Origin of the sequence: Streptomyces xanthophaeus, assembly GCF_000725805.1 — a bacterium.
GTDB lineage: Bacteria > Actinomycetota > Actinomycetes > Streptomycetales > Streptomycetaceae > Streptomyces > Streptomyces xanthophaeus.
Genome location: NZ_KL647134.1, coordinates 174,702 through 186,645, shown reverse-complemented (window position 1 = coordinate 186,645; position 11,944 = coordinate 174,702). Strand labels below are relative to the sequence as shown.

Sequence of the window (11,944 nt, the reverse complement as noted above, 5' to 3'; positions counted from 1 at the left end):
TCACTGGTCCAGGGCGTTGTCGATCGCCTTCACCGCGGCTTCCCAGCCCTCCTGCGGCGAGCGGCCCTTCTGGTCGACCTGGAGCATCCCGATGTCCGCAAGGTTCTGCGCGATCACCAGGTCCTTCGGCCCGAGCACCGTCACCGGCACGCTCTCGGCGGCCTTCGCGAAGATCGCCCCGATCGGGGCGCCACCGAAGTAGGCGTGCTGCGCGCCCGACACCGACGGCAGTGCGTACGCGGCGCTCGCGCTCGGGAAGCTGCCCCGCTTCTCGAACAGCTTCGCCTGCTGCGCCGGAGCCGTCAGCCAGGCCGCCAGCTTGGCGGCCTCCTCGGTGTGCTTGCCCGCCTTCGGCACCACCAGGAAGGAGCCGCCCCAGTTGCTCGGCTTCGGCGCCTGGGCCACGTCCCACTTGTCCTTGCCCGCCGGACCCGCCTTGTCCTGGATGTAGCCGAGCATCCAGGCCGGGCAGGAGACCGTCGCGAAGGCGCCGTTCGAGAAGCCCTGGTCCCAGGAGGGGGTGAACTGCTGGAGCTTGGCGCTCAGTCCCTCGGTGGCGAAGGAGGCCGCGAGGTCGAAGGCGCCGCGCACCGCCGGGTTGGTCTTGTAGACGACCTTGCCCTGGTCGTCGTAGTACCGCTGGGCGCTGCTCCCGGTCACGGCCGCCATCACGCCCGACGCGGAGTCCACGAAGGCCTTGCCGTCACCGGCCTTCGCCTTGTACGCCTTGCCCGCCTCCAGGTACTTGTTCCAGTCGCCCGCCCACAGCGCACCGACCGCTGCCCGGTCGGTGGGCAGACCGGCCGCCTCGAACAGGTCCTTGCGGTAGCAGATGCCCTGCGGGCCGATGTCGGTACCCAGGCCCACCGTGGCCCCGCCCTTGGCCGTGCCCTGCGCCCACTTCCAGGGCAGGTAGGCGGCCTTGTCCACGCCCGGCGCCTTGCCGAGGTCGACCAGCTTGTCGGCCTGGGTGGCGGTGATCTCGGCGATGTTGTTGACCTCGACGGCCTGGATGTCGGCGAGCCCGCTGCCCGTGCCGAGGTGGGTGAGGAGCTGCGGGTAGTAGTTCTCGTTCCGCTCGATGGAGGTCTGCTCGATGCGGATTCCGGGATTCTGCGCCATGTACTCGTCGTAGAGGCCGGCCTCCTGGAGGCCGAAGGCCCCGAACACTCCGACGGTGATCGTCGTCCTGGCCTTGCCGTCGGCGGACGAGCCGCCCGGCGCGGGCTGCTCGTCCGGGTCCTGTGCGCAGCCGGCGAGCAGCAGGGCTGCCGTGGCCACCGCGGTGCCTGCCGTGACGAGGCTTCTTCGGGCGCGTGATGGGGCTCGCATGTGCATCCTCCCTGAAGGACGAGAACGTGCCGGTGTTCTGAGACACACTGTGGGAGCGCTCCCACGCGCGTCAAGGGGTAGATTCACAACCGGGAGGAAGCCATGAACGGGCACGGGCGCAGTGGGGGACGGCCGACCCTGGAGGAGGTGGCGGCGCGCGCCGGAGTGGGGCGCGGCACGGTCTCCCGGGTGATCAACGGCTCCTCCAAGGTCAGCGAGCACACCAAGGCCGCGGTCGAGGCCGCCGTCGCCGAGCTGGGGTACGTACCCAACCGCGCGGCCCGCGCCCTCGCGGCCAACCGCACCGACGCCATCGCGCTCGTGATCCCCGAGCCCGAGGCCCGCTTCTTCGCCGAGCCGTACTTCTCCGACGTGGTCCGCGGGGTCGGCGCCACGCTCGCCGAGACCGACGTGCAGCTCGTCCTCACCCTCGCGGGCAACGACCGTGAGCGCCGCCGCCTGGCCCAGTACCTGTCCGGGCACCGCGTCGACGGGGTCCTGCTGGTGTCCGTCCACGCCGGGGACCCGCTGCCCGAGCTGCTGGCCGAACTGGGCATCCCGGCCGTGATCAGCGGCCGCCGCTCGGCCGCCGAACCGCTGCCGTACGTGGACTCCGACAACCTGGCGGGCGCGGCCGAGGCCGTGCGCCACCTGCTGGGCCGGGGCCGCCGAGCCATCGCCACGATCACCGGCCCGCTGGACGTGTACGGGGCCCAGTGCCGCCTCGACGGCTACCGGCAGGCCCTCGCCGCCGCCGGACACCCCGTCGACGAGGAGCTGGTCGCGGTCGGCGACTTCACCGAGGACGGCGGCCGCCGCGCCATGCGCGAACTGCTGGCGCGCCGCCCCGCGCTGGACGCGGTCTTCGCCGCCTCCGACGTGATGGCCGCGGGCGCCCGCCGGGAGCTGCGCGCGGCCGGCCGGCGCATCCCGCAGGACGTGGCCCTCATCGGCTTCGACGACTCGGTGGTGGCCCGGCACATGGACCCGCCGCTGACCAGCGTCCGGCAGCCGATCGAGGAGATGGGCCGGACCATGGCGCGGGTGCTCCTGGAGCACATCGCGGAGCACCGCGGAGCCCCGGGGAAGCCGGGCTGGAACGCCGTCGTGCTGCCGACCGAGCTGGTGGTCCGGGAGTCGTCCTGAGGGGCAGGGCGGACAGGGCCGCCCCTGGAGCGAAACGCAGAGGGCCCCGGTCCGCTTCCGCGGACCGGGGCCCTCTTTCAGGGTGAGTGACGGGACTTGAACCCGCGGCCACCTGGACCACAACCAGGTGCTCTACCAGCTGAGCTACACCCACCATGTCCGGTCGGAAAACCGACCGGCCGAAGAAAAGGGTACAGGGTCCGGGAGGGTGCTCGCGCCCCCGTTCCCCGCGCCCCTCTCCGGAGGGGCGGCGACCGGTCCTACTCGCCCGGCACGACGTGCTTGGCGGCGATGGTCCGGGCGGTGTCCGAGTCGGGACCGGGCTGCGGAACGAAGACCGCTTCCCGGTAGTAGCGCAGCTCGGCGATGGACTCCTTGATGTCCGCGAGCGCCCGGTGGTTGCCGTTCTTCGGCGGGCTGTTGAAGTACGCCCGCGGGTACCAGCGGCGCGCCAGCTCCTTGACCGAGGACACGTCCACGATCCGGTAGTGCAGGTAGCCCTCCAACGCGGCCATGTCGCGCAGCAGGAACCCGCGGTCGGTGCCGACCGAGTTCCCGCAGAGCGGGGCCTTGCGGGGCTCCTTGACGTGTTCCCGTACGTACGCCAGGACCTGCGCCTCGGCGTCCGCGAGGGTGGTCCCGCCGGCCAGCTCGTCGAGCAGTCCGGAAGCGGTGTGCATCTCGCGCACCACGTCGGGCATGGTCTCCAGGGCGGCGTCCGGCGGGCGGATCACGATGTCCACGCCTTCGCCGAGCACGTTGAGCTCCGAGTCGGTGACCAGTGCGGCCACCTCGATAAGTGCGTCGTCCGTCAACGAGAGCCCGGTCATCTCGCAGTCGATCCACACCATGCGATCGTTCATGCGCCCCACCTTATGCGCTCCCCGCGGCATCCGGCCGTGCCCGCGGGGTCCGGTACCGGACTGCGGCGCACGGGCCGGCGGGACGGGACGTACGCGCGGGTCCCCCCTCGGCGGTGGCCGAGGGGGGACCCGTGTCGTGCGGTGTCCGGGACGGGACGGACGCTACGCGTGCTCGCGCAGGACCCGGCCCGGGGAGTACAGCTCCGTCACCGTCGGCCCGGCCGCGGCCAGGGCCGCCGCCGCCCGCTGGGGCTGCGGAGTGCGCTGGTGCGGAACGGGGCTCTCCGAGAGCTGGGAGACCTGCGCCACGTCGGCCTGCGGCCGCCGTGCCCGGTAGGCGGAGCGGTACGCGGCCGGGGAGGAACCCAGCTGCCGCCGGAAGTGCCCGCGCAGGGCGACGGGCGAGCGGAACCCGCAGCGCCCGGCGACCTCGTCCACCGAGTAGTCGGAGGTCTCCAGCAGCCGCTGTGCCTGGAGCACCCGCTGGGTGATCAGCCACTGGAGCGGGGCGCTGCCGGTGAGCGAGCGGAACCGCCGGTCGAAGGTGCGCCTGCTCATGTAGGCGCGGGCGGCGAGGGTCTCCACGTCGAACTGCTCGTGGAGGTGTTCCAGCGCCCAGGCGACGACCTCGGCCAGCGGGTCGGCGCCGATCTCCTCCGGCAGCGACCGGTCGAGGTAGCGCTCCTGGCCGCCCGTCCGGCGCGGCGGGACGACGAGCCTGCGGGCCAGGGCCCCGGCCGCCTCGCTGCCGTGGTCCGTGCGCACGATGTGCAGGCACAGGTCGATTCCGGCCGCCGTGCCCGCGGAGGTGAGCACGTCGCCGTCGTCGACGAACAGTTCGCGCGGATCGACATGGACGGACGGGTACCTCTTGGCCAGCGTCGGCGCGTACATCCAGTGCGTCGTCGCGGGCCGGCCGTCCAGCAGACCGGCGGCGGCGAGCACGAAGGCTCCCGTGCACAGTCCGACGATCCGGGCCCCCTCCTCGTGCGCCAGACGCAGTGCGTCGAGCGCCTCGGGCGGCGGCGGTGAAGTGATGGAACGCCATGCGGGAACGACGACCGTGCCTGCCCGGGCGATCGCCTCCAACCCGTACGGCGCAGTCAGTTCGAGCCCGCCGGTGGTCCTGAGCGGACCGTCCTCACCGGCGCACACGAGCAGTCGATAGCGTGGAACTCCCGCGTCCTGCCGGTCAATGCCGAACACGGAGAGTGGAATGGAGCTCTCGAAGATCGGTCCGCCGCTGAAGAGCAGCACCGCGACGATCTCCCTGCGGCGACGCCCCGCGAGCTTCCGGCCGGCGTCCGCGACGACGGCGGTGGAATCCTGGCTCATGGCGCTAAGCCCCCCTTGGGTGTCGCGACTCCTTGGTCTGGTCGCACCTGCACGTTTCCCCTCGGCCTTGCACGTGGATCCCCCGCTGTAAATACATGATCGAATCTACTGCGTCCCGTGGTGTCGGCGTGACAAGTTCAGCACGCAGCGCTATGTCGACTTGGCAACTTGGCGAAAAGCATTCGATCAGGAAGCGTTCCACTCCGCTACCTGGGTGGGAAGCGCGCTGCCCGGCCATGGCCAGTACCCATAGGGTCCCGGCGCCCCCCGAGCCGTGTCGTCGCTGGTGGTAGGGGGGTTGGGGGGACATTCCGGCAAGGGGGGCACCTTGCCGGGAAGTTGGCTGAAAACTAGCGGGTGTGGGTGTGCGAACCAGTCAGTCTTGAGGGGATGTGCGGTCGGCGGCCCGGCAGCCGTGGTGCGCAGCGGCCCCGCCGCGCGAGTGCCGGCCGCGCGGACCGGAGGGGAGCGGCTCCTGTGCGAGGACCGCGACCGCGGCCCGTTCCGCCTTCTCCGAGTGGCGCAGCAGTACCCGGCAGGCGGCCGTGACGGCGCACAGGCCGAGGGTGGCGACCGCCGCCCCGCCGTAGGAGGTCCCGTAGACCACGAGGACCACCGGGACGAGCAGGCAGCTGAAGGCGGCCCAGCGCACCACGTCACCCGCCGGGTCGTCCTGAGGGCGTCTGGCGGGGTGCACGGACGGGTGAAGCGGAGGCGGCGGGAATTGAGGGGCCGGTTGTGCGGACCGGGTGGACCGGAGGCCTCGAGTCGGCTGGGCGGGCTGGACGGGGTGTACCGGATGGCCGGGCACGGCGTGCTCCCTGCGGGCTCTTCCTGGACGGTCGGACGCCTGTCCAACGTCCCGCGGCGGGGCTCGGTCACTGCGCGCAAGGGTGGCACGGTGCCCGTTCGTCACTGGCTGTAGGGGCCAGCGGCCATTGCCAAGGCGCGCTCCCTCCGGCATGCTCCCTGGGACGCTCTCCAAGGGCGGCATGCCCTGTGCAGGACGGGAGTGTCGCCGTACCCTGGTGGGTACGGGCTTGGGAAGATGCTTCCCGGACAGAGCTCCGTTACCCAGCGTCGCCGATTTCGCCCCTGTTGCTTCCTCCAAGGACCTCTTCGCCGAGACACCCATGGCCGGTCACGAATCCTCCGAACCCGCGGACCGCAAGCGCAAACGCCTCGCCGACCCCGCGTCGGCCGCCGATCTGCGCGCGGTGGAACAGACACGCCTTCCCTGCGATCCGGCCTTCCGGCACGGAGTCGTTGTGGGATTCGACGGATCCACCTCCAGCGAACGCGCGCTCGCGTACGCCATCGGGATGGCCCGCCGCTCCGGATCCGGTCTGATCATCGTCCATGTGGCCAACCGGCTGCCCACCACGGTGTGGGCCGGCTGTGAGCCGCCCGTCTTCGTGGACGTGCCGGACCATCGCACCGAGGTTCTGGGGCTGGAGCTGGCCTGCGCCGACTACCTGTCGGAAGTGCCGTGGATCCTGGTCGAACGCGGCGGTGACATCTGCCATGAGCTGGAGGAGGTCGGCCGCGAGTACTCGGCCGACGCCATCGTGGTCGGTTCGACGCACGGACTCGTCGGCCGGATCTTCGGCTCGGTGGCGGGCCGGCTGGCCAAGCGGGCACAGCGACCCGTTGTTGTCATTCCGTGACCGTCTGTGAAGCCGGTTGTGCGGTTGTGCACCCGTGTAAAGGGTAGATAAATGCTGCTGGGACGCAGCAAACAACTGCAGATCGAAGGGAGCCCGCCGTGGACAATGGTGTCTCTGCGGGAAGCACGGCCTCGACTTCGACCCTCGGGCACATCGCCCTGGGTCTCACCCTTCTCGCGTTCGGTATCGGCCACACCGGGATCATCGACGGTGTGAGCGCGGCCGACTCCGTGTCGCTCGCGACCTACGTCGGCGGTCTCGCCCTGTTCGTCCTCGGAGTCCTCGAATTCCGCGGCGGCAACGGCTTCAACGGCACGGCGTTCGCGGGTCTCGGTGCCTTCTGGTTCACCTGGGCCGCAGGAGCCGACGGAAAGGTTTCGGCAGACGCGGCCGGAACGTTCCTCGTCCTGTTCGCCCTCCTCGGGATCACCCTCACGCTGGGTGCGACGGGCGGACTGTTCGGACAGGGCGTGTACGGACTGTTCACCCTCTCCCTGGTGCTCCTGGCGATAGGCGCCTTCGCCGACAGCAGCTCGCTGGGCAAGGTGGCCGGCTGGGTGGCCGCCGTCTCCGGGCTGCTGGCCTGGTACGGGGCGACCGCGGCGCTGGCGCACTGGCCGACGACGCTGGGCCGGACCTCGCGCCGCGGGGCGGTCGCCGCGGGCTGAGCGGGGCACGGCCGGCAGCGGAGCCGGAAGCGGTAGCGGAAGCGAGGACGGCCCCCCGGGGATCCCGGGGGGCCGTCCTGCCGTGCGTGCGCCCGCCGTCTACTCGACGGTGACGGACTTGGCCAGGTTGCGCGGCTTGTCGATGTCCCGGCCCAGGGCCAGGGCGGTGTGGTAGGCCAGCAGCTGGAGCGGGATGCCCATCAGGATCGGGTCCAGCTCGTCCTCGTTCTTGGGCACGAGGATGGTGTGGTCCGCCTTCTCCTGCGCCCGGTGGGCGACCGCGAGGATCCGGCCGCTGCGGGCCTTGATCTCCTCCAGCGCCGCGCGGTTCTTCTCCAGCAGGGAGTCGTCCGGCACGATCGCGACGGTCGGCAGCGACGGCTCGATGAGCGCGAGCGGACCGTGCTTGAGCTCGGAGGCCGGGTAGGCCTCCGCGTGGATGTAGGAGATCTCCTTGAGCTTGAGGGAGGCCTCCAGGGCCACCGGGTAACCGCGCACCCGCCCGATGAACATCATCGACTTTGCCTCGGCGTACTCGGCCGCCAGCTTCTTGATGTCCTCTTCGCCCTCGAGGATCTCCTGGATCTGCGCGGGCAGCTTGCGCAGGCCCTCGATGATCCGCTTGCCGTCGGTGACCGACAGGTCCCGGATCCGGCCCAGGTGCACGGCGAGCAGCGCGAAGGCCACCACGGTGTTGGTGAAGCACTTGGTGGAGACGACGCAGACCTCGGGGCCCGCGTGGACGTACACGCCGCCGTCGGCCTCGCGGGCGATGGCGGAGCCCACCACGTTGACCACGCCGAGGACGCGGGCGCCCTTGCGCTTGAGCTCCTGCACGGCCGCGAGCACGTCGTAGGTCTCACCCGACTGGGAGACCGCGATGTACAGGGTGTCGGGGTCCACGACCGGGTTGCGGTAGCGGAACTCGGAGGCCGGCTCGGCGTCCGCGGGGATGCGGGCCAGGCTCTCGATCAGGCCCGCGCCGATGAGGCCCGCGTGGTAGGAGGTGCCGCAGCCCAGGATCTTGACCCGGCGGATGCCGCGCGCCTCGCGCGGGTCCAGGTTCAGGCCGCCCAGGTGCACGGTGTTGAAGCGGTCGTCGATCCGGCCGCGCAGCACGCGGTCGACCGCGTCGGGCTGCTCGGAGATCTCCTTGTGCATGTACGTGTCGTGGCCGCCCATGTCGTAGGAGGCGGCCTCCCACTCCACGGTCTCTGGGGTGGCGGTGGTCGACGTGCCGCTGGTGGTGTAGGTGCGGAAGTCGTCGGCCTTCAGGGTGGCCATCTCGCCGTCGTTGAGGGTGACGACCTGGCGGGTGTGGGCGATCAGCGCGGCGACGTCGGAGGCGACGAGCATCTCCTTCTCGCCGATGCCGAGGATGACGGGGGAGCCGTTGCGGGCGACGACGATGCGGTCGGCGAAGTCGGCGTGCATGACGGCGATGCCGTAGGTGCCCTCGATCGCCTTGACGGCCTCGCGGACCTTCTCCTCCAGGGAGTCGGCGGCGGAGCGGGCGATCAGGTGGACGATCACCTCGGTGTCGGTCTCCGAGACGAAGACGACGCCCTCGGCCTCCAGCTTGGCGCGCAGCTCGGAGGCGTTGTCGACGATGCCGTTGTGGACGACGGCGACCTTGCCCTCGGGGTCGAGGTGCGGGTGCGAGTTGAGGTCGCTGGGCGCGCCGTGCGTGGCCCAGCGGGTGTGGGCGATGCCGGTGGTGCCGGCGAAGCGCTTGGGGACGCGGCTCTCCAGCTCGCGGACCCGGCCCTTGGCCTTGACGACCTTCAGGGTGGTGGCCTTCGGGCTGTTGACCACGATGCCCGCGGAGTCGTACCCGCGGTATTCGAGGCGCTGCAGGCCTTCCAGCAGCAGCGGTGCCACGTCACGCTTGCCGATGTAACCGACAATTCCACACATACGGTTCTGCCCCTCCTGAAGTCCGGTTGGTGTACCCGCACGCGGCCGCCCCGGCGGCCACCTGCTCAGCCGTAGACGATGCGGCGCAGCTGCCGGAGCGAGAGCTCCGGAGGCGCCACGGCGCGGTGCGGCAGCTCGGCCGCGATCCGCTCGAAGATGTCCGCGTTGACCGCCCCGCCCGACTGCAGTTCACGGTGGCGGCGGCGGACGAACTCCTCGGTCGTCTCGTCGAAGTACGCCAGCACGTCGAGCACCACCCGGGCGGCTTCACCGCGCTGCAGCGCGGTGCTGCGCACCAGGTGGTCGACGAGGTCGTCATGCGACGGGCGGCGATCGAGCACCCGTCGATACTGGCGGCTCATACCGGTGAATGCAAAGATCCTGCCCGATTCCGGGCAGGATCTCCCTGGTCTGGACCAGCGGAATGCGTGGATCCGGTCAGAAACGCCGCAAAACGGCCTGCTTGGCCGCCGTGAACTCATCGGCCGTGAGGATGCCCGACTGGTGCAGTTCGCCGAGCTCGCGCAGCCGCCGCAGCAGGGCGTCGTGGTCGACGGGCTCCTCCGCGGCCCCCGACGCCCCGCCCGGCAGCCCCAGGGAGCCGCCCGCCGCGGCGAGGGCCGCGGGGGCCTCCTCGGCCGCTGCCGCCGCCGGGTGGGGCAGCCGTACCGCCACCGCCGCCGCGACCAAGGCCATCAGCGGGTCCTTCTTGAAGCCGAACAGCTCCACCGCGTGGGGGTCGTACTTGGGTGCGGGCGCCGAGGCCGTGGCGCCGGCCAGGGTGAAGCGGAGCCAGCCGTTCTCCAGTCCCACCGCCGGGGTCCACTCCACCGCCTTCACGTCCGCGGCCCGGAACGAGCGCGCTCCGCCGGAGCTCTTGGCGTCCTCCGTCTTCCAGTTCCACTCCAGCACCACCCGGTCCCCGTCGAAGGCGACCGTCCCGTCGCCCGCGCTCACCGTGACCGGCACCGGGGGGCCGGGCAGCAGGTAGGCGACCGTCGGCCCGCTCTCCACCTGCTCCAGCAGCAGCGCGTTGCGCACCTCGTCCACGAAGTACTCGGCCACCCCGCTGCGGTCGCTCTCCACGCTGAGCCGGTACGGGTCGGAGGCCTCCGCCAGCCGCCCGCCCGTCACCTGGAGCAGCGGGTCGGCGCCGTCGCGCAGCCGCAGCCGCAACCGGCCCGACTTGCGGCCCGGTTCGTAGCTGATGCCCGCCACCGCGCGCAGCGGGACCGCCACTTCACCGAGGGTCTGGCGCAGCAGGCCCACCCCCTTGTCGCGGCCCGGCACGATGCGCACCGTGTCCCCGTCGAAGGTCCACGTGCCGTCCTTCTGGATGATTTCCGCCATCCGACGATTCTCGCACCGGCCTGAACGCCCCAGGTGGCCTATACCTGGGGCCATGAGAGTCCTGCGACGCACGCTCGGCACCCTCCTCGGGCCCCTCGGCCCCCTCCTCCTCGGCGTGGCCCCGCTGCTGGCCACCGCCTGCACCGCCGCCCACGGAGACGACGCCAGACCCGGCGACCGGCGGCCCGCAGCCGTCCTCGCCCCCTACGAACGGCTCCTGCCCGCGCCCCTGTCCGCGCAGGCGCAGGGCCCCGGGTACGCCTTCGGCGCCGGCACGGTCATCCGTACGGGCCACGGGTCGGGGGAGGAGGTCCGCCAGGTCGGCGAGCTCCTCGCCGAGCAGCTGCGCGGCCCGAGCGGGCTGCCGCTGCCGGTGGTCGACGGGGCCGAGGGGGACGGCATCCGGCTCCGGCTGGACGAGGACGCCGAGGGGGTGGGGGACGAGGGGTACCGGCTGGAGTCCCGCCCGGGCGGGGTCACCCTCACCGCGCGCACCCCGGCGGGGCTCTTCCGCGCGGGGCAGACCCTGCGCCAGCTGGTGCCGGTGGCGGGGCCCGGGACGGTCCCCGGCGGCACGGTCACCGACCGGCCGCGGTTCGCGTACCGGGGCGCGATGATCGACGTCGCACGGCACTTCTTCACGGTCGAGCAGGTGAAGAGGTACATCGACCAGCTGGCCCAGTACAAGGTCAACACCCTGCACGTGCACCTGACGGACGACCAGGGCTGGCGCCTGGCGGTCGACTCCTGGCCGCGGCTGGCGGAGCACGGCGGCGGCAGCGAGGTCGGCGGCGGCCCCGGCGGGTACTGGAGCAAGGCCGACTACCGCGAGCTGGTCGCGTACGCGGGCCAGCGGTACGTGGACGTGGTCCCCGAGATCGACATGCCGGGCCACGTGAACGCCGCACTCGCCTCCTACGCCGAGCTGAACTGCGACGGGAAGGCCCCCGAGCGGTACACCGGGACCAAGGTGGGCTTCAGCTCGCTGTGCGTCGGCAAGGAGCGGACGTACGAGTTCATCGACGAGGTGCTCGGTGAACTCGCGGAGCTCACGCCGGGCCGCTACCTCCACATCGGCGGCGACGAGGCCCACTCGACCCCGGCGGCGGACTACGCGGCCTTCATGGACCGGGCGCAGGCGGTGGTGGGGCGCCACGGCAAGAAGGTGATGGCCTGGCACCAGCTGGCCGCGGCCCGCCCGGCCGAGGACGCGGTGCTCCAGTACTGGGGCCACGACAAGACCCCGGCGGCGGAGAAGGCGGCCGTCGCGGCGGCGGCGAAGGCCGGCCATCCGGTGATCCTGTCGCCCGCGGACCGGCTCTACCTGGACATGAAGTACGACGCGCAGACCAAGCCGGGCCTGGCCTGGGCCGGTTACGTCCCCGTGGAGCGGTCCTACTCCTGGGACCCGGGCTCCTATCTGGCCGGAGTTCCCGAGTCCGCGGTCCTGGGCGTCGAGGCGCCGCTGTGGACGGAGACCGTCGCGACCCGCGGGGACCTGGAGCTGATGGCCTTCCCGAGGGTCCTGAGCCTGGCCGAACTGGGCTGGAGCCACGGCCCGCGGGACTGGGCCTCCTACCGCGAACGGCTCGCGGCCCAGGGCCCGCGCCTGGACGCCCAGGACGTCAGCTACTACCGGGCCCCGGACGTGCCGTGGTCCTAGCGT

At 71.8% G+C, this 11,944-nt stretch carries 11 protein-coding genes and 1 tRNA gene; 4 read left to right on the top strand and 8 right to left on the bottom strand.

All coding sequences use genetic code 11. The features are described from left to right. Positions 1–1,332, bottom strand: a complete 1,332-nt coding sequence (locus IO30_RS0135320) for an ABC transporter substrate-binding protein (protein ID WP_031150015.1) — start codon at positions 1,330–1,332, stop codon at positions 1–3. Between the two features lie 102 nt (positions 1,333–1,434). On the opposite strand from IO30_RS0135320, the gene IO30_RS0135315 reads away from it, so the two are divergent. Next, complete coding sequence (locus tag IO30_RS0135315; RefSeq protein WP_031150014.1) at positions 1,435–2,478, top strand: LacI family DNA-binding transcriptional regulator; 1,044 nt, start codon at positions 1,435–1,437, stop codon at positions 2,476–2,478. Between the two features lie 81 nt (positions 2,479–2,559). Here the strand turns inward: IO30_RS0135315 and IO30_RS0135310 are convergent. The 4 genes from IO30_RS0135310 to IO30_RS41410 form a co-directional block, all read right to left on the bottom strand. Beyond that, positions 2,560–2,632: transfer RNA gene (locus IO30_RS0135310), tRNA-His, on the bottom strand. Positions 2,633–2,738: 106 nt separating this feature from the next. Next, the gene (gene orn / locus IO30_RS0135305; protein WP_031150012.1) at positions 2,739–3,341 is read right to left on the bottom strand and encodes an oligoribonuclease; all 603 of its coding nucleotides are present in this window, start codon (positions 3,339–3,341) and stop codon (positions 2,739–2,741) included. A gap of 162 nt (positions 3,342–3,503) precedes the next feature. Further along, on the bottom strand, positions 3,504–4,676 hold the full coding sequence (locus tag IO30_RS0135300; RefSeq protein WP_031150010.1) for a helix-turn-helix domain-containing protein: 1,173 nt from the start codon (positions 4,674–4,676) through the stop codon (positions 3,504–3,506). A gap of 376 nt (positions 4,677–5,052) precedes the next feature. Continuing rightward, positions 5,053–5,373, bottom strand: a complete 321-nt coding sequence (locus IO30_RS41410) for a hypothetical protein (protein WP_037896066.1) — start codon at positions 5,371–5,373, stop codon at positions 5,053–5,055. Between the two features lie 436 nt (positions 5,374–5,809). Here IO30_RS41410 and IO30_RS0135290 point away from each other — a divergent pair, with 436 nt between their 5' ends. Then, on the top strand, positions 5,810–6,343 hold the full coding sequence (locus IO30_RS0135290; protein WP_031150006.1) for a universal stress protein: 534 nt from the start codon (positions 5,810–5,812) through the stop codon (positions 6,341–6,343). Between the two features lie 98 nt (positions 6,344–6,441). Next, the gene (locus IO30_RS0135285) at positions 6,442–7,011 is read left to right on the top strand and encodes an acetate uptake transporter (RefSeq protein ID WP_031150004.1); all 570 of its coding nucleotides are present in this window, start codon (positions 6,442–6,444) and stop codon (positions 7,009–7,011) included. A gap of 99 nt (positions 7,012–7,110) precedes the next feature. On the opposite strand, the gene glmS is transcribed toward IO30_RS0135285, so the two are convergent. The 3 genes from glmS to IO30_RS0135270 form a co-directional block, all read right to left on the bottom strand. Next, a complete protein-coding gene (gene glmS, locus IO30_RS0135280) occupies positions 7,111–8,928 on the bottom strand; it encodes a glutamine--fructose-6-phosphate transaminase (isomerizing) (RefSeq protein ID WP_031150002.1) in 1,818 nt (605 codons plus the stop codon). 65 nt (positions 8,929–8,993) lie between these two features. Next, positions 8,994–9,269: a hypothetical protein gene (locus IO30_RS0135275; RefSeq protein ID WP_031150000.1), complete on the bottom strand. Its 276-nt coding sequence runs from the start codon at positions 9,267–9,269 to the stop codon at positions 8,994–8,996. 97 nt (positions 9,270–9,366) lie between these two features. Beyond that, on the bottom strand, positions 9,367–10,278 hold the full coding sequence (locus IO30_RS0135270; protein ID WP_031149998.1) for a DUF4429 domain-containing protein: 912 nt from the start codon (positions 10,276–10,278) through the stop codon (positions 9,367–9,369). A 52-nt stretch (positions 10,279–10,330) separates the two neighbouring features. On the opposite strand from IO30_RS0135270, the gene IO30_RS0135265 reads away from it, so the two are divergent. Further along, entirely contained in the window at positions 10,331–11,941 is a 1,611-nt protein-coding gene (locus tag IO30_RS0135265; RefSeq protein WP_031149996.1) for a beta-N-acetylhexosaminidase, read from the top strand. Positions 11,942–11,944 lie beyond the last annotated feature (3 nt).

Excerpts from the sequence above, each read along its gene's own strand:
- IO30_RS0135320 (WP_031150015.1), bottom strand. The coding sequence starts at position 1,332 with ATGCGAGCCCCATCACGCGCCCGAAGAAGCCTCGTCACGGCAGGCACC.
- IO30_RS0135315 (WP_031150014.1), top strand. The coding sequence starts at position 1,435 with ATGAACGGGCACGGGCGCAGTGGGGGACGGCCGACCCTGGAGGAGGTG.
- orn (WP_031150012.1), bottom strand. The coding sequence starts at position 3,341 with ATGAACGATCGCATGGTGTGGATCGACTGCGAGATGACCGGGCTCTCG.
- IO30_RS0135300 (WP_031150010.1), bottom strand. The coding sequence starts at position 4,676 with ATGAGCCAGGATTCCACCGCCGTCGTCGCGGACGCCGGCCGGAAGCTC.
- IO30_RS0135290 (WP_031150006.1), top strand. The coding sequence starts at position 5,810 with ATGGCCGGTCACGAATCCTCCGAACCCGCGGACCGCAAGCGCAAACGC.
- glmS (WP_031150002.1), bottom strand. The coding sequence starts at position 8,928 with ATGTGTGGAATTGTCGGTTACATCGGCAAGCGTGACGTGGCACCGCTG.
- IO30_RS0135270 (WP_031149998.1), bottom strand. The coding sequence starts at position 10,278 with ATGGCGGAAATCATCCAGAAGGACGGCACGTGGACCTTCGACGGGGAC.
- IO30_RS0135265 (WP_031149996.1), top strand. The coding sequence starts at position 10,331 with ATGAGAGTCCTGCGACGCACGCTCGGCACCCTCCTCGGGCCCCTCGGC.